The organism is Psychrobacter sp. Ps6 (assembly GCF_022129235.1).
Classification (GTDB): domain Bacteria; phylum Pseudomonadota; class Gammaproteobacteria; order Pseudomonadales; family Moraxellaceae; genus Psychrobacter.
This window is the reverse complement of the sequence record NZ_JADQAI010000014.1, coordinates 24,526-42,199: the sequence shown is the minus strand read 5'-3', so window position 1 is coordinate 42,199 and position 17,674 is coordinate 24,526. Positions and strand designations below refer to the sequence as shown.

The following is a 17,674-nucleotide window of genomic DNA, read 5'->3' as shown; positions in this document are numbered from 1 at the left end:
AATGGTGGTACAGACACGGCCACTGAGACCATCACCGTCACACCAGTGAACGATGATCCAGTAGCGGTAGATGACGCGTACACCGTAGCCGAAGACGGTAGCGTGGTATTAACACCGCTCACGACGGGTATCGCCGACAGCGACTTGGATGGCGACACGCTCAGTATCAGCAGCATCAATGGTACCGATCTGACGCCAGGGGTGGCACAAAGCATTGTCGTACCAAACGGGGTGGTGAACATCACTGATCAAGGGGTTATCAGCTTTACGCCTGATGCCAACTTTAATGGTCAGGTTCAGTTTGACTACACCATCACTGATGGCAATGGTGGTACAGACACGGCCACTGAGACCATCACCGTCACACCAGTGAACGATGCACCTGTGGCTATGGCAACTTCAACTCGAGTCTCTGAAGAAGGTCTTGTTTCTAGAGGAGGTATTGTTGATACAATAGGAAGTGTTGACACTACGAACAATGCGACCTCAACAGGTGAGATTACATTCACTGATATTGATAACGTATCTATTGCTGACTTCAACATTGAGTTGACAGGACCAAGCGGTATCACTGTTCAGGGCAATGCGGTTACATGGACATGGAATGATGCTACAGATACTTTAACTGGCCAGGCGGTATTGGCTGCAGGTGAGCCAGCGACTGATGTGATGACGATAGAAGTCAATGATATTACAGCTAATGGCTCTGACTTTGTTGCATCTTATGATGTAACGCTATTGCACGCTATCGATCATCCAACAAACAATATTGAGGACGAGCTCGATGTGACATTCGGCGTAGTTGTCAATGATGGTAGTAATGATTCATTAACTGCTGATCTGGTAGTTACTGTTGAAGATGATCGCCCTTTGTTGGCTGAAGGACCTATCGACGTCAGCTTGAATACTGTTAGTTCGAATTTATCCATTATTTTCGATAGATCAGGTAGTATGAATACACCTGTAACGACTGGTGTTACTCGTTTAGATATTGCTAAAGCAGCGGTGATTAACTTGATTGATGGTTATGCTGAGTTTGGCGATACGATGGTACAGATATCACTATTCTCATCTACAGGTATAACCCAAAACTCATGGATGACGGTTGACGCTGCAAAAACATATATCAATAGTGTTTCGAGTGATGGAGGTGTTACCAACTACGATGCAGCTCTTAATACTGGTATTGAAGGTTTTAATAGGCCTGGTAAGCTCGTTGGAGCTCAAAATTATTCTTATTTCTTGACTGATGGTAATCCGAATGCAGCACAAGGCGGTGTCAGTTCGCTGTCGGGTACTCCCACGCAAGTTGACCCTAACGATTTCGGCATCCAATCGGTGGAAGAAGCTACTTGGACAAATTTTTTAACAGCTAACAATATTAAGTCTTATGCCTATGCATTTGGGCCAGAGATAGAAGTATCGCTTAGCAGCATATTACCCGTTGCTTACGACGGACAGCAAGGATTGGATAATAATGGCCTTGCAGATATAGTTAGAAATATAGGTGAGTTGAGCAATGTCTTACTTGATTCGCTGAGGGATCGCCAACCTGAAGTGAGCAGAGATTTAATTAGAGGAAACCTCTTATCAGACACTGTATCTGAGTACGGGTACGGAGCAGATGGTGGTAACGTATTAACTATTACTATAGATAGCACTACGTATACATATAATGCTACTGACGGCAACATGACCGTACAAGGTGATGACCGCTCCACTTATGATCAAGCAACAACGACAGTAACTATCAATACGCTTACTGGAGGTGTTATATCATTGAATTTTGAAACGGGTATTTTTGAGTACCAAGCTAGGGTTACAGATATTGGTTACCAAGAAAATATTGCCTTTTCAGTAAAAGATGACGATGGCGATATTGTGTCCGCTACACAGGTATTAAATATTACTCGTAATGCTGATAATGACTATCTAGTAGGAACTAACCAAGCTGAAACGCTAAGCGGTGGTATAGGAGATGATACCTTAATCGGTTTGAGCGGTGCAGATACTTTATTAGGTGGTGATGGGAACGATATTTTAGTATTTGATGCAGATGATGTGTTAATTGATGGTGGTCAAGGTATCGATACTTTAATTATTAATGACATAAATACTGTATCAGGTGCTAATTTAAGTAATGTGACTAATATTGAAAGTATCAATATGACCAATAACACCGCTCAAACCCTAAGCTTGGGACTGAGTGATGTGATTAGTATCACTGATAACAACAATGAGCTATTCATCAAAGGCGATAGTACAGACACGGTTAATATATCAGGTATGACCAAATCAGCTACATCTGATCAAGTTGGTTATGATTTATATCAAGATGGTGTTAATTCTGCCAAGCTATATGTACAAACTGCGATTGATGATAATGTTATCTAGCACGAAGAATGATGAAAAAAGTTCTCTTAAAATGAACTAATAGCTAAAGTCTTGTGTCGTTTAATTGTCTTAGAACAAAGCTCTGTTTAGTACAGAGCTTTGTTTTTTATTTCAGCTAAATTTTCTTATTACTATAATGATCTACACCATAAATACTGACTTGGAAAACTTGCGTTAAGCAGCCTAAATCAATGGCTGTTTAGCGAGCGAAAACTATATCTTGTGAATCTAAAAAAACAGTCTAAACCTCATCATAAATTAGATGCTGATAATATCTTGCTCGTGATTCCTTTAGAGATCAGGGATGATAGATATAGTTGTAGAATTGATGGCAACGATGATGTATTGACTCGCTATGTGTCTTACGTTCCTGACGACCTCAGTCTCATATTTTTACATGCTTTAGGCAATACTGATATAAACAAGCGTAAAATACAGCAGTTTGAGACGATTATAAAAGGATTGAACAATACGTTTGAACTTACTTGCCGCGATCCGCAGAAAATCCATTTATCGCATCTGATTAAATATGCCAATTTTCACTGGCGTCAATGGCCTGATAGCGCTATTGATGGGGCTGGTAGTTTAGTTATGCAAGGACAGCTTAAAAGCACGTCATTGCCTACAGAGTAGTTACTCACTTATAACCAGGAAGACATTCAAAATACTCAATCCGCTATTAGTTGACAACAGCTATTTGTTCAAAGCATATCATCGAATGATAGTCCTAAATCTAGTAATAGCTACCCCGCTTTTAGTAAAAACATCATTCAGCTCTTTCAAGAGAGCTTGAAAGGAACTTGGGTATCTGCCAAAGAAAAAATTAATCACCTAAAAAATGACTTCTCTCAGCCTAATGCCATACGTCTGCTCGGTTGGGTACTGTCTCTATTAGAAAGCAATCAAACCAATCTGAACTCAGTCAATAAATACGTTGGTTGTATTGGACGTGAATGGCTTATGTTGACGATGGATGAAGAATTAGAGGAATGGGGTACCAATGATTATGAAGAAATATATGAGCAAATTATCTTAAGTAAAGTCAAAGATGCTCGTAAAAAAGATGTTTTACAGAAAGACCCGATCGATGATCGAGATGATATTGAGCTTGATGATGACGATATAAAGAATGGTAAAGATAATGATTTAGTTGATCCAGTAGCTAGTCTAGCGCAGGTGCTAGACGAAAGTAACGACTCAAAAAATGAGGGTCAACAATCCACCAGCTTAGATAAGCTCAAAAACACCCAATCTTATACCTATGGGCGATTACGCACTTTTCATCGATATCAGATGGAGTATTTCGATGCTCCTGACGTGGTTTTTGCATGGGGAGAAAATAAGCAGGTCGTCAAAGCGAGTATGGTATCCCCTCGAATATACAACGCCATGCATAGCGCACTACAAGTATCTGAGTTAAACAAGAGTCAAAAGCTGTTATACCAGACGATATTGATTCTAGCGTATCGTACTGGCATGCGTATTAATGAGATTGCAGGTATAAAACTCAAGAACGTAAAAGGTAACTCGGATATTAGTGTTTTGTTGACGCCAAACCCTTATCTACGTCTAAAAAGTAGCAGTGCTAAAAGAAGATCGTATGCCTTTATTTTCAGGATCCGATGCAAATCACCCACTTATCCAGCAGAATACTAAAGATGAGATGATACATCGCTCTATTTTTATTGATGCCAGATATGATGCTGTCATTAGCTTCATAAGAGAGGTAGATAAACTTAAACCTGAGCTACGTGAAAAAGAATTGACCTATGCTGTCAAATCTGTAGACATGGACTTGGGAGATTTTAGTTACGCAGCCTGACGATAAAAGTCAAACCACACCTGTCTTGGCGTTTTATAGCCCAAATCCTTTTGGATTCTAGTTTCACTGCGAGCATAGCTCTTGCCTTGCGTCGCTGCAAAGCAGTCCTTTGCTGATCGCTCCTCATTATACTCAAGCTCAATATATTTAATGATGTCATTGATAGCTTCGAATCTCATTTTATAATCCTGATGATACACTAACTCATTTTTCAATATGCCCCAGAAACTCTCTATCGGAGCATTATCAAAGCAATTACCACGTCTGGACATTGAGCCCTTAAATTTATGCTTCTTAATGATCTTATGATAGTCATAACTACAGTACTGACTGCCTCTATCAGAATGCACAATCAGCCTTTGGTTGGGTCGTTTATTCTTGATGGCCATATTAAGTGAACGGCAAACTAAATCTGCTGTCATACGCTTGTGGATAGCATAGCCGACCAGCTCTTTAGTGTAGAGGTCTTCAACACCTGCTAAGTATAGCCAACCCTCATCTGTCCATATGTAAGTGATGTCACTAACCCAAGCTTCGTTAGGACGACTGGTATCAAATTTTTGATCGAGCAGGTTTGGATAGATAAACTTTTTATGGTTTGAGTTGGTGGTAACTTTAAAACGCTTGTGACGACGGCAAACAATGCCGTATTCTTCTTTAATGCGTCTTACCATGTATTGACTGATATGATGGCCTTGCTCTGTAAGATGAGCATGCAATCGCTCACAGCCATAGCGCTGCTTAGTTTCATCGTGAGCCACGCGAACCCGCAGCTCACACTGGTTGCGGTGGATCTGCTGATTACTAACACCACGATTTATCCAGTTATAATAGCTTGATGGCTTGACATCTAATACGTGACACATACAGGTGATGCTAAATATCTTCTGGTTATCCTTGATAAAGACGTACTTCATCAACTGTCACTGCGGGCATAACCCTACGTCTTGCGTCACTAAAACAGTCTACTAGACTGTTTCTTAACGTTCCTCATTGACGAAGTACGCCGTGGCCTTTTTTAGAATATCTCGCTCTTCCTGAGCAACTTTGAGATCACGTTTAAGACGTTTATTCTCTTCTAGTATAGCTATGAGCTCAGGATCATATTCTTTAGTACCAATCAGCTGGCCTTTATCAGCTTTGTTTTGCCAGTTAGATAATGTCTGCATGGCGATGCCAAGCTGCTTTGCAGTCGCTGAAACATTGCCATTATTATCTGCTATCTTTTTAACGGCTTCAGCTTTGAATGCTCCACTATAGGTTCTGATTTTCTTAGTCATGATAAACTCCTCATTGAGTCGTTAGTTTACCAAGTTTGGGTCTACAGTTTTTTCAGCATAGCTCATCTATGAAGAAGATGAAGTTTGTGAGGAAGGGGGTTCAAAAGAAAGTTAGAATGCTTGCTAAGATTGTTGTTCGAAGTGTCTTGAAAATCATCAAGCTTAGCGCTGATAAATATTCTACTTGTCCCAATTTTTTCAAATATTAGGTGGTGGTCATCACTGTTTAAACGACAATTCATCTTAGGTGTTATAAAACCAAAATGCATTTCAGAAAAATTAGACCTCTAAGAAACACGTTTTTTGCTGAATTGAGGTTGGGTTCAAAAATTAGCATAGGGCCAAATTTACTAGGTTAGGTGTCATGATGATTTTTGAACCAAAAATAGCTAGGTTGTGGTCAGATACGCATACGCAGTTTTAGGGCAGGGCACGGTTTGGGCACCGCACCGAAAATGAGCTTTTTGATTGAGTAGTTAGACTTAACTATATTCAAAAAGATATTTCGATAAATCTTCTACAAACCCCGAAAATTAGACAAAAAAAAGCCTCACTGTTAAGTGAGGCTTTTTAAGTATTTGGAGCGGGAAAAGAGATTCGAACTCTCGACCCCAACCTTGGCAAGGTTATGCTCTACCACTGAGCTATTCCCGCTAATTATCAATTAACTATCGTCAGTTGATGAAGGCGTATTATACGCAGTTTTTTTTATGTGTCAACACCTATGACAAAAAAAGTTAAAGTTATTAAAATAGGCATGTCTTCTATCTACAAATGTATGTTATAACGGTTCATTATAATATGTATTCCAAAAGCTTTGCATACATAAATAAGCTGGGATGCACATTATGATTTAATCATATTCACAATTATCAACACTTACGAAGATAAGTTATAAGGATAAAAAATGAGTCAACAGTATACCATCGCTGATTATTTGTTTGATCGTGTCGCAGAAGCGGGTGCCTCTGAGATATTCGGCGTACCGGGCGATTTTAACTTAACCTTTTTGGACAATGTCTTGGCCTCTGATAAGCTGCGCTGGGTGGGCAATACCAATGAGCTAAATGCTGGCTATGCGGCCGATGGTTATGCACGCGAGCGTGGGTTTGCTGCTATGGTGACGACCTTTGGTGTAGGCGAACTATCAGCGATTAATGCAACGGCAGGTTCTTTTGCCGAGTACGCGCCTGTATTGCATATCGTAGGTGCACCAAGTACAGCTTTGCAAGATTCAAAACGCCGTATTCATCATTCGCTTGGCGATGGCGTATTTAATCATTTTATTAAGATGGTTGAGCCCGTGACGGTAGCACGAGCGCAGCTTACTCCTGAAAACGCCGCCTCAGAAATTGATAGAGTCATTCGCTTGATTCTCAAAAAGCATCGTCCAGGTTATCTGCTGCTCTCACCAGACGTTGCGCGTCAGCCTATTTATCCGCCAACGACCAAGCTGGTTGATAGCCAAGAAGACATCACCAGTCAAGCGGCACTAGCAGATTTCAAGCAAGCGCTAACAGAGTTTTTGCCAAACAAAACCACGACGCTCATGGCAGATTTGATGGTGCATCGTTTGGGGTTGCAGTCACAGCTCAAAGCACTGATTGCCGATACAGACATTCCTTATACCACGCTATCGTGGGGAAAAACGCTGCTTGATGAAAATAGCGAGCGCTGGGCAGGCACTTATGCAGGTGTGGCTTCGCGTCCCATTGTCAAAGACGCGGTAGAAAACTGCGAATGTCTGATCAAAGTAGGGGTGCAATATACTGACACTACTACCGCAGGGTTTAGCCAAGATATCAATGAAGATGTGGTCGTAGATTTACATTATGAGCGTGCTTCTATCAGTGGTAAGAATTTTGCACCGATTGCGCTAAAAGATGCGTTGCAAGCCCTGCATGAAGTGATGACCTCTGGCATTAATATCGTACCAAAACCTTTCTGTGAAGAAATTAAGCCGCACGAACAAAAAGGTAAAGACAGTGAGGCTATCCGCCAAGATGACCTATGGCATATCATTGCTGATTGCTTAGATCGTAATAACCTAGTGTTCTCTGAGCAAGGAACAGCATACTTTGGCATCAGTGATGTGCGTCTGCCAGAAGGCGTGACCTCATATGGGCAACCGATGTGGGGCTCAATTGGCTATACATTACCAGCCAGCTTAGGCGCTGCGATTGCCTCACCAGATAAGCGCAGTGTTTTATTGATTGGTGATGGTTCAGCACTGCTTACTATCCAAGAATTGGCGGTCATGATTCAAGAGCGTATTAATCCAGTCATCGTCCTAATCAATAACGATGGTTATACGGTGGAGCGCGCCATTCATGGCGAAAATCAATACTACAACGATATTCCTAAATGCGATTGGCAGATCATGCCAAAAGCGTTTGGCGCCACCGAAGCAAACAGTGTATTGCTCAAAGCAGAAACAGCAGGCGAGCTAAAAGCGGCTTTAAACAAAGCTGCCGCGACTACCGATAAGCTAGTAATGATAGAGGTCATCGCCGACAAGCATGATATCCCGCCACTGTTGGCCGATATCAGTGCCGCGCTGAAGCCAAAAGGTGATTAAGTAATACACTTACAGCATTCATAATTAGTGTTGATAACCCCATTTAACATCATTGTTAGATGGGGTTTTTTCATGTGCTTCTGTGATAACTATCAACTAAGCCAATATTTCTCTTATGTCCGTTCATAGACTTTAGTATGATGGCAGATTGGGTTGTGTTCCGCCCGTCATACTCAATAGGAGAGTGATCCATCATGATCTGGCTAAAAATGCTCATTGGCGCTTTGATGGTATTGGCAATTCAATTATTTGCACAAACGCGATTTTTTTATCTGGCGGCGCTTGCACCTCTTTTCCCCACGTTTACGCTCATCAGTCACTTCATTGTTGGTACTGAGCGCAGTCCTACTGATTTAAGGGTTGCCTTGATATTTAGTATGCTGGGCGTTATACCACATTTGATTTATACCTTGGTGGTATTTTTTAGCATCAGTTATATGAGCTTATATAAAGCACTGTTGTTAGGCGTTGTCGCTTGGCTGATTGCAGCGGCAATTTTGGTATTAGCATGGCAGTATATTCAGACGTAGAGTTTTATGATAGAGAGCACTCTGTGAGAATAGGTGTGCTCGATAAGATAGAGGAGGTGTAGATAGGCAAGCAGAAGGCTCATGATCTAGGGCTGTCTAGCAGTGATGTTTGCTCACAGTGGGATAACGCAAATATTTTGGCAATCGATTACTATTACGCGTCACCACATATTAATATAACAATGATAAAAACAGGGCTTTAAAAAATGGATACCTTGAATATCCTATACCTCGTAGGGGCAGTACTTATTTTCGCTAGTATTATGGCGAGTACATTATCAGCGCGTTTGGGTGTGCCCTTGCTATTGCTGTTTTTGATCGTCGGTATGTTGGCAGGCGAGCAGGGTATCTTGGGTATTGAGTTTTCTCAATATGGGCTGGCCAATTTTGTGGGTCAAGCCGCGCTGGCTTGTATCCTATTAGATGGTGGTTTACGCACGTCTTTTAAGTCGTTTCGGGTCGGTTTAAAACCTGCGATTACTTTGGCTACTTGGGGCGTGTTGGTCACGGTACTGGTGCTCGGGGTATTCGTTACTTGGTTGCTCGATGTCGACTGGCGTTTTGGCCTGTTGATGGCTGCGATTGTGGGCTCAACCGATGCGGCCGCTGTATTCTCTCTACTACGTAATGGCGGGGTCAAGCTCAACGACCGCGTCCAAGCCACGCTTGAATTAGAATCTGGTGCCAACGATCCCTTAGCCATTTTATTAGTAACGGGTTTGATTGCCCTAAACGTCGACCCTGCTGGTCAGACAGCATTTGGCTTTTTGGTATTACTGTTCCAACAGCTCAGTTTTGGATTAGGGATGGGCTTACTCTTTGGTTATTTGCTATCTCGGCTGTTGCCCAAGATACATCTGGCAGAGGGCATGTACGCCATTTTGATACTTTCCGCTGGCTTAGCCGTATTTGCTGCAACCAATTTGGTTGGCGGTAGTGGGTTTTTGGCGGTGTATCTGACAGGGGTGCTGATAGGTAATCATAAAGTACGATCAACCGAGCATGTCATGCGCGTGATGGACAGCTTCGCTTGGCTGTCGCAAGCAGTATTGTTTGTGGTATTGGGTCTACTGGTCACCCCATCAAATGTCCTTAATGTCTGGTATTATTCGGTGGCGATAGCGTTCTTTATGATCTTTGTTGCCCGTCCTATCGCGGTCTATACCAGCGTCAAACCATTTAAATTTAAAGACCGAGAGATTGGGTTTATCTCTTGGGTTGGTTTGCGCGGTGCCGTGCCTATTACCCTTGCCATTTTGCCCGTCATGGCGGGGATAGATAACGCCTTTATGCTGTTTGATATTGCATTTGGCGTTGTGGTATTGTCGTTGATACTGCAAGGCACGACCATTCCTACCATGGCAAACTTATTCAAGGTACGTATTCCGACCAATAAAGATCCTAAAGAAGAACATGAGGTTTGGGTGTCAGATAAAGCGAGCATTACTTTGTATGAGTTTGAGGCGCAATCAGGTGCATTTGCTATTGGCCGTCATCCTATGGGAATCTCAAAAGGCATTAGCCCTGATGAAATCAGCGTATTTGCGTTGGTACGGGGACAACAAATTGTCGTCGTCGATGAGAGTACGAAAATAAAATTTGGTGATAGCGTCTGGTACGCCATGCGAGGTAATTATGCCAGTAAAATTGCCAAAATTTTTAATGATACAACGTTAGATCGTAAGGCTATCGATGATTTTTATGGTGAATGGCTGCTGTCACCCAGTGTCAAACTTGGAGATTTGCCATTTTTTTCAGAAGCCATGGTCGCCAAACCTTTGGTAAAAACGCTGAAAACGACCGAAGCAGACAGTACCAAAGATATGTGGGAGCAGACGGTCGCTGAGTATGTGACCTCACATTTAGGTACCGCACCCGTTTCAGGCGATACAGTTGTGGTGAACGATGAGTGGTCACTGGTTATCAAAGAAGTAGGCGAAAAAGGTAAGCTTAGAAGCATTGGTCTCAAGCATCAACAACCGTCCGTAGCAGTGCAGTGATATTCGTATTTTCTTTATAGTAAGTTCATCATCTTATTTAAAAAGTCGGCCGCTTGTTTAGGTTGATTTTCTCGATATGCCCAGTGATGCTCGACGTCGTAGCTTGCTTCATTGGGTAGGAGTATTTTCATCAATCCCATACCCTCGTAACGTCTCGCCAAATCACGCGGTAAGTACCCCACATGGTGGCCGGCAAGGATAAGCTGCGCAGTTGCCTCCATGTGATAAGTGGTGGCACTTAGGGTTTTTGGTCGGATATGATTGATATGATGCTCGACCACATAGCCCCTTTTTATCCACGGATAATTCTGCTCTAAATCCTCAAAAGTCAATCCTTCTGAGTTATAAAATAGCTTATGCTCGCGTCCGCAGCAGACTACTTGCTTTTCAACAAATGCTGGCTTAAAAGTGAGTAATGGCGGAAAGCTACCAAAATAACCCACACCAATGTCACTCTCGTTGCTAACGAGCTTTTCTAGCATGCTCTCAGGGCTTTGTACATCGATAGAAAAGTGTATTAAAGGGTTTTCTCGGTAGCTGCTAGCAAGACGTTGTCTAAGCGCATCGTAAAAAAACTTGGGCATCTGATCAATCAAGCAAAGCCTAATATGCCCGCCGTGTACTGAGTCTAATTGCTTAATATAGTGCAGCTGATGTTGAAAACTCGCGACCGATTCGGTAAAGCCCAGACATGCCTCATAGACAGCCGCGCCATCCTCTGTCAGCTTAAAACCTGCTCGACCGCGATGGCAGAGTGTCATGCCCAAGCGGTCTTCTAAGTGAGTCAAATGTCCACTAATCACCGAGGTCGTGACATTCAAACGTGACTGAGCAGCAGTCACGCCTTGACACTCCACGATAGCCATAAAGCTACGTAACGTTTTTATGTCTATTTTTATCAGCTCATCTAATATCATACCCGGTCCCTTACTTTCGCAATAACGTGCTATCGCAACAAATTACTGTATCAATTAAACCTACTTTATCAAGCAGTAGTGTTTCTCTTAAACTTCTGGTAATAACTGATAAAACGAGTTTACTACGAAAAATCAGAAGTTTACTTCTAAATTTTACCATGGTTCCTTCCCTTATATTTATGTATTGTCAATTGTATGTAGCAAATTGTGTATATAAATCAAATAGGGAATTAATTTATGACATTCAATCAACCATTAAGTGGCAATGATATGCCAAGATTTGGCGGTTTCGCTTCTATGATGCGTCTGCCAACGCAAGCCGATGCTGAAGGGTTAGATGTGGCGTTCGTTGGCGTACCTTTAGATATTGGTGCATCCAACCGTAGCGGTGCCAGATTGGGGCCTAGACAAATTCGTGATGAGTCAAGAATGATTCGTCCTTACAACGTGGCGACGCGTGCCGCGCCATTTGAGTCATTGCAAGTCGCTGATATCGGCGATGTACCCATCAATACGTTTAACCTGCTAAAAAGCGTCGATATCATCGAAAAATTCTATACCGATAAAATCGTCAAACATGGCGCAATTCCTTTAACGTTGGGCGGCGACCATACCATCGCACTGCCTATCCTGCGGGCACTCGCCAAAAAACATGGCCCTGTCGGTATGGTGCACATCGATGCTCACGCTGATATCAACGATGATATGTTTGGCGAAAAAATCGCCCATGGCACACCGTTCCGCCGCGCTGTCGAAGAGAACCTCATCGATGGTAATCGCGTGGTGCAGATTGGTCTGCGGGGTACAGGCTATAGCGCCGAAGAATTTGATTGGTCAACCCAGCAAGGGTTTCGCGTGGTACCGGCAGAAGAGTGCTGGTATAAGTCGCTGACGCCGCTCATGGCAGAAGTACGCGAAAAGCTAGGCGATGGCCCTGTTTATCTAAGTTTCGATATTGATGGAATTGACCCTGCATTTGCGCCTGGTACGGGGACGGCTGAGATCGGTGGTCTGACATCCACTCAAGGTATCGAAATCATTCGCGGCATGCGCGGTCTTGATGTGGTCGGTGGTGACTTGGTTGAAGTATCACCACCATATGATCCATTTGGCAACACCTCTGTACTGGCTGCGAACTTACTGTTTGAGATGCTATGTATCTTACCAGGCGTACGCTATGACGATAAGGTCAAAGCGGTTTACTAATCTCAGCCAATTATTGGCTAGGGTTGGCGCATAGAGCAGTTATCCCAATGCGGTATATCAGGGATAGCAGCCTGATGAGATGGTGACCAGTGTATTGAGTTGCTGGTATGAATATAATTCGGTTAAGGAAGACCCCAATGAGTAAATCCTCTTCATTTTTTGGTCAAGACACGCTCTCTCCAAATGAGGTTGGGCATAGTCTAGGTTCGATTGGTACATTTGCGCTTTGGTTCGGTGCCAATATCGTGGTGACGACTATCTTAACAGGCATGTTACTCGTACCTGATTTACGGTTTACTACGGCTATCACCACCGTGCTTATTGGCTCATTAATCGGGGCAATTCCGCTGCTATTGGTTGGTCTAATGGGGCAGCGCACAGGTTTGCCTTCGATGGCACTGACGCGCCGTGCTTATGGCCCAGTTGGTAGTCAGTTGATTTCGTTAGTGAATATGGGTGTGCTGATTGCATGGAGTTGTATTCAAGCGCTGCTGGCTGGTATGAGTCTTGATTACGCGATTGAAGCTACTACAGGCTATAGCAACCTGCCGCTGTTTGTGATTTTGTGCGAGACCGTTGTGGTTCTTATCGTGTTACGTGGTCACCTCGGTATTGAGCTTGTCGAACGTTGGGCCGCATTGGCAATGGCGGCGCTTACCGTTATAGTCCTCTATCAGCTAAACCAACATTACGATGTTTCAACACTGTTTGAGATGCCCGTTGAGTCGCGTAATGGTATTACTTTAGGTATCGCCTTTGATATCGTCATTGCTACTGCGTTTTCGTGGATGTCTTCGGCTGCTGATTACAATCGCAATTGCAAATCGCCAAAAGTTGCCATATGGGGCACTTATTTTGGTTACATTGTGGCAGCCATCGTTGCCATGGGTTTAGGTGCGACTATCTCAGGGCTCTCTATCATGTACGGGCTGGAGCAGACTTATGATCCGACGCGTCTGCTTGCTGACTTTGGTTTTGGTTTGCCAGCTGCCTTGGTTATTTTCTTCTCGGTCATGACCACCAATGTCATGGCAGTCTATAGCGCAACGCTATCTTGTATGAACATCAAACCTAATATGAGCTTTTGGAAACCTGCTCTTATCATTGGTCTGGTCACTATTTTTGGCGCGCTAATTCCGGGTATCTTAGATCAGTTTCAAAATTTCCTACTGATCGTAGGCGCGCTATTTATCCCCGCATTCTCCGTTATGATTGTCGATTATTACCTTGTTAGTAAAGAAGGCTATACCGCAAAACTGCTTGATGCGACGCATCAATTGGGACGTCCTACTGCAAAGATTGCGATTGCAGCTTACGTGATTGGCGCAGCTCTAGCAGCTTACTGGACTCTGATCGCGCCGCCGTCGTTCGGTGCATCATTACCCGTATTTATCATCACGGGCGGTCTCTACTGGTTAGGTGCGACGGTGTTTACCCGTCAGAGTGATGCTGTCACTCCAGCTCAAGAGGAGCCATCGTTATGAAACTGATGATCGCTCAAACCAATCCTTTATGGGCTGAACCAGTCGCCAACCTAGAGGCGTTAGAGTCGCTCTGCCGTCTCGCAGCAGAAGCAAAAGTAGATCTGATTGCACTGCCGGAGTTGGCTTTCACAGGCTACAACATATTTGAGCGCCTTGATGATTTAGCGGAAGCGATCGATGGCCCCATTGTCACTGAGGTGGCGAGACTTGCTAGTCAGTACAATTTACATGTGTTATTTGGGCTTGCTGAACGCCGATCCCATGGTGAGCTGAGTAACGTTGCCATATTAATAGATGACAACGGCAAGCATCTTGCGACTTATGATAAGCGTTACTTATGGGATCGCGAACATCAGTTTTTTACAGCAGGTAAAAAGTCCTGCATCGTCGATACGCGATTTGGCAAATTGGGTTTGATGATTTGTTATGACAATGAGTTCCCAGAAGTGGCAAGGGAGCTGGCGCAAGCAGGGGCACAAATCATCCTGTCACCGACGGCCAATATGCTACCAAATTCAGAGCGTCAGGTGCTCCAAATACGCGCTCGCGCCATGGACAATCAATGCTTTGTCGCTTGTATCAATCGTTCGGGTGAGGAAGATAATCTTCAGTACTGTGGCAATAGCATCGTTGCTGGCCCCGATGGTGAGGTACTCGGCAGACTTGGTGTAGCGGCTGGCACGATGATCGTTGATATCGATCTTGCCCGTATTGATGAAAGCCGTACGCACCAAGATTATCTCAAAGATTTACAAATTTCTGATGGAGCTGACTTATGAGCGAACAATTATTAGCGCGTATCAAGCCAAAGAACTGGTATCGCACTACCGCGCATAGCGATGGTATTACGCTCATTGATGAGCCGTGGATCAAGCCGTTTTTTCGCTGCAATCTGTGGCACGTGCGCGGCAGCCAGCGCGATTTATTAGTCGATTTCGGATTAGGGGCAGTACCGCTGCGTCGTCACGTGGCTCTGCTTGCTGATCGCGATATCGTTGGCGTTGCCAGTCATACCCATTTTGATCACATTGGCGCTGCGAGCGAGTTTGACTGCTGTCACGTCCATTCTGCTGAAGCCCATATTCTCGCTGAACCAGACAATGCTCGTACGTTGGCAGATATGTTCGTCAATGATGAGATGTTTGACGCGCTACCGCCCGAGCCTTACGCTCATTGCGGCTACAAAATCGCAGCACCTGCCAAAATTATGCCATTAGAAGATGGTGACATGATTGACTTGGGTAATCGTCAATTTGAAGTGATTCATACGCCAGGCCACTCACCAGGCGGCATTGCCTTGTGGGAAGCTGCTAGCGAAACGCTGATCTCGGGCGATCTTATCTATGACGGTCCATTGATCGAAGATACATGGCATAGTGACATGACTGACTATGCTAAGAGTATGCGCCGTCTCAATGCGTTGCCTGTACGTGTCGTCCATGGCGGTCATTTCCCCAGTTTTTCAGGCGAGCGTCTGCACGTGATAATTGATGACTGGTTACGCCATCATAATTTGTGATTGATCGCATTTAGCTAGAATCTAAAAAAAATGGCTATTCAACATAAATAGCTACTAAAAAAATAACGACGCTAAATAAAATACCTAACCCAACACTGATTAAAATTTTTAGGATGATTACCCCATGACCCAATTGACCCAAACGCCTTCTATATCATTTGATGCCTCGCCTCTGACCTGTGGTGAGTTGCTCGTCCAGTGGCTAGAATACTATGGAGTAGAGACGGTTTTTGGCATACCGGGGGTCCATACCGTAGAGCTATATCGCGGTCTACCCAATACTAGTATTCGCCATGTGACTCCGCGTCATGAGCAAGGCGCTGGGTTCATGGCTGATGGCTATTATCGTGCCTCTGGCAAGATCGGTGTGTGCTTCATCATCACAGGCCCTGGTATGACCAATATCATGACAGCGATGGCGCAGGCATTGGCTGACTCGATACCGATGTTAGTAATCTCTAGCGTCAATAAAATCAAAGATACGGGAAGTAGAGAGGGGCACTTGCATGAGCTGCATGATCAGCAAGGCATGGTCAGTAAGGTGGCGCTCGCAAGCAAAACCATCTGGCAGCCTGAGTCATTACCCAAAGTTATCGCAGAAGCGTTCGCCTTATTTAATGGTGCGCGTCCAGGGCCAGTTCATATTCAGCTGCCGATTGATGTCATCACCGCTGATGCCAGCCATGTTTCCAAACCACCTAACTTAAAAGATATGGCTAATAGCCAAGCTGACAAGAACAGCTTAATCCCACCACAAGTGATGAGACCACTGCCAAACCCTGCGCAGTTGGATCTGATTATCGAGTCATTAAAAACCGCAAAAAACCCAGTGCTGCTTTACGGCGGTGGCTGTGTCGATGTCGATCACGATGCGCAAAAACTGGCAGAGCTGATCGATGCGCCCACGTTTTTGACCATCAATGCCAAAGGGCTACTACCACCTGCTCATCCGTTGAGTTTGGGTAGTAATCAGTCGTTAGATGCAGGCCGAGCCGTAATTACAGAGGCAGATTGGGTGCTCGCCATTGGTACGGAGCTTGGCGAGACCGATTACGATGTGTTCTTTAATGGCGAGTTCAAAATCAATGGCACACTGGTGCGTATCGACTGCGATGCCCAGCAGTTACAGCGTCCGTTTCGAGCAGATATCGCGGTATTGTCTGACGCGCAGATGGCTATCAGTGGTCTATGCAGGCGTTTAGAAGGTCAGGTATTAAACGGGCAGGCATTTGATCATCAGGCATTGTCACGAGTGAACGAGGCAAAACAAGCTCTTTTAAAGGATATAACCCCAGACTTTGCGGGCCAAAATGCCTTGCTAAAACTGATTCGAGATGAAGTGGAAGGCGTCATCTTTGTTGGTGACTCAACGCAGCCTGTCTATAGTGGCAACCTTGGCTTTGAAGCATTGGCGACGCGTAAATGGTTCAACTCCTCAACAGGCTTTGGCACGCTAGGTTATGGTTTGCCTGCTGCTATTGGTGCCATGATTGGCTCGAACTTGCCTGTTGTTAGCTTAATTGGGGATGGTGGTATTCAATTTACCATAGCTGAGCTTATTTGTGCCGCCGAGCTTGAACTGCCATTGATTGTACTGCTGTGGAACAACCAAGGTTATGGCGAGATTCGTCGTTATATGGAAGAGGGCGGTCTGCCACTGATCGGCGTCAATATTAAAACGCCAAACTTTGAACCATTAGCCGCAGGGTTTGGGGCAGGGTATCGCAGAATTACGGATAAGCAGCAATTGCTAGAGGCGCTAAAAACAGACACGACAGGCAAGCAACCGATCATTTATGAGATTGATGAAGCGGATGACTTTCTCAAAGAGATGGGTGAGACGGTTACCTATTTTAGTTAACGGTACTCATAAACAATGCTCAAAGGACTATAAACGCGGGTCGCTCAAGGAAAAATGTCCATTAGAGCAAACCTCGCGATTGG

12 protein-coding genes, 1 tRNA gene and 1 pseudogene are annotated in these 17,674 nt (G+C 44.2%); 11 read left to right on the top strand and 3 right to left on the bottom strand.

The window, feature by feature from the left end; translation table 11 throughout:
• The 3 genes from I3255_RS12770 to I3255_RS12760 all read left to right on the top strand — a co-directional run.
• On the top strand, positions 1-2,394 hold a 2,394-nt coding region (locus I3255_RS12770; RefSeq protein WP_238039159.1), incomplete at its 5' end, for an Ig-like domain-containing protein.
• A 222-nt stretch (positions 2,395-2,616) separates the two neighbouring features.
• The gene (locus I3255_RS12765; protein ID WP_238039158.1) at positions 2,617-3,027 is read left to right on the top strand and encodes a hypothetical protein; all 411 of its coding nucleotides are present in this window, start codon (positions 2,617-2,619) and stop codon (positions 3,025-3,027) included.
• Positions 3,028-3,183: 156 nt separating this feature from the next.
• On the top strand, positions 3,184-4,050 hold the full coding sequence (locus I3255_RS12760; protein ID WP_238039157.1) for a hypothetical protein: 867 nt from the start codon (positions 3,184-3,186) through the stop codon (positions 4,048-4,050).
• A gap of 153 nt (positions 4,051-4,203) precedes the next feature.
• On the opposite strand, the pseudogene I3255_RS12755 reads toward I3255_RS12760, so the two are convergent.
• Positions 4,204-5,496 (bottom strand): annotated as a pseudogene (locus I3255_RS12755) (IS3 family transposase).
• 579 nt (positions 5,497-6,075) lie between these two features.
• Positions 6,076-6,150: transfer RNA gene (locus tag I3255_RS12750), tRNA-Gly, on the bottom strand.
• A 253-nt stretch (positions 6,151-6,403) separates the two neighbouring features.
• Between I3255_RS12750 and I3255_RS12745 the strand changes: the two genes are divergently transcribed.
• The 3 genes from I3255_RS12745 to I3255_RS12735 all read left to right on the top strand — a co-directional run bounded on the left by I3255_RS12745 (position 6,404) and on the right by I3255_RS12735 (position 10,604).
• Positions 6,404-8,074, top strand: a complete 1,671-nt coding sequence (locus tag I3255_RS12745; RefSeq protein ID WP_238039156.1) for a thiamine pyrophosphate-binding protein — start codon at positions 6,404-6,406, stop codon at positions 8,072-8,074.
• 194 nt (positions 8,075-8,268) lie between these two features.
• The gene (locus I3255_RS12740; RefSeq protein WP_238039155.1) at positions 8,269-8,604 is read left to right on the top strand and encodes a GlpM family protein; all 336 of its coding nucleotides are present in this window, start codon (positions 8,269-8,271) and stop codon (positions 8,602-8,604) included.
• Positions 8,605-8,810: 206 nt separating this feature from the next.
• Entirely contained in the window at positions 8,811-10,604 is a 1,794-nt protein-coding gene (locus tag I3255_RS12735; protein WP_238039154.1) for a potassium/proton antiporter, read from the top strand.
• A gap of 14 nt (positions 10,605-10,618) precedes the next feature.
• Here the strand turns inward: I3255_RS12735 and I3255_RS12730 are convergent, their stop codons facing one another.
• On the bottom strand, positions 10,619-11,521 hold the full coding sequence (locus I3255_RS12730; protein ID WP_238039153.1) for a LysR family transcriptional regulator: 903 nt from the start codon (positions 11,519-11,521) through the stop codon (positions 10,619-10,621).
• 237 nt (positions 11,522-11,758) lie between these two features.
• Here I3255_RS12730 and speB point away from each other — a divergent pair, with 237 nt between their 5' ends.
• The 5 genes from speB to I3255_RS12705 all read left to right on the top strand — a co-directional run bounded on the left by speB (position 11,759) and on the right by I3255_RS12705 (position 17,591).
• Complete coding sequence (speB, locus tag I3255_RS12725) at positions 11,759-12,727, top strand: agmatinase (RefSeq protein WP_101205270.1); 969 nt, start codon at positions 11,759-11,761, stop codon at positions 12,725-12,727.
• 137 nt (positions 12,728-12,864) lie between these two features.
• On the top strand, positions 12,865-14,211 hold the full coding sequence (locus I3255_RS12720) for a cytosine permease (protein ID WP_238039152.1): 1,347 nt from the start codon (positions 12,865-12,867) through the stop codon (positions 14,209-14,211).
• Positions 14,208-14,990, top strand: a complete 783-nt coding sequence (locus I3255_RS12715; protein ID WP_238039151.1) for a carbon-nitrogen hydrolase family protein — start codon at positions 14,208-14,210, stop codon at positions 14,988-14,990. Before I3255_RS12720 ends, I3255_RS12715 begins: the two co-directional genes overlap by 4 nt.
• A complete protein-coding gene (locus I3255_RS12710; RefSeq protein WP_238039150.1) occupies positions 14,987-15,730 on the top strand; it encodes an MBL fold metallo-hydrolase in 744 nt (247 codons plus the stop codon). Before I3255_RS12715 ends, I3255_RS12710 begins: the two co-directional genes overlap by 4 nt.
• 124 nt (positions 15,731-15,854) lie before the next feature.
• A complete protein-coding gene (locus tag I3255_RS12705) occupies positions 15,855-17,591 on the top strand; it encodes a 5-guanidino-2-oxopentanoate decarboxylase (RefSeq protein ID WP_238039149.1) in 1,737 nt (578 codons plus the stop codon).
• Positions 17,592-17,674 lie beyond the last annotated feature (83 nt).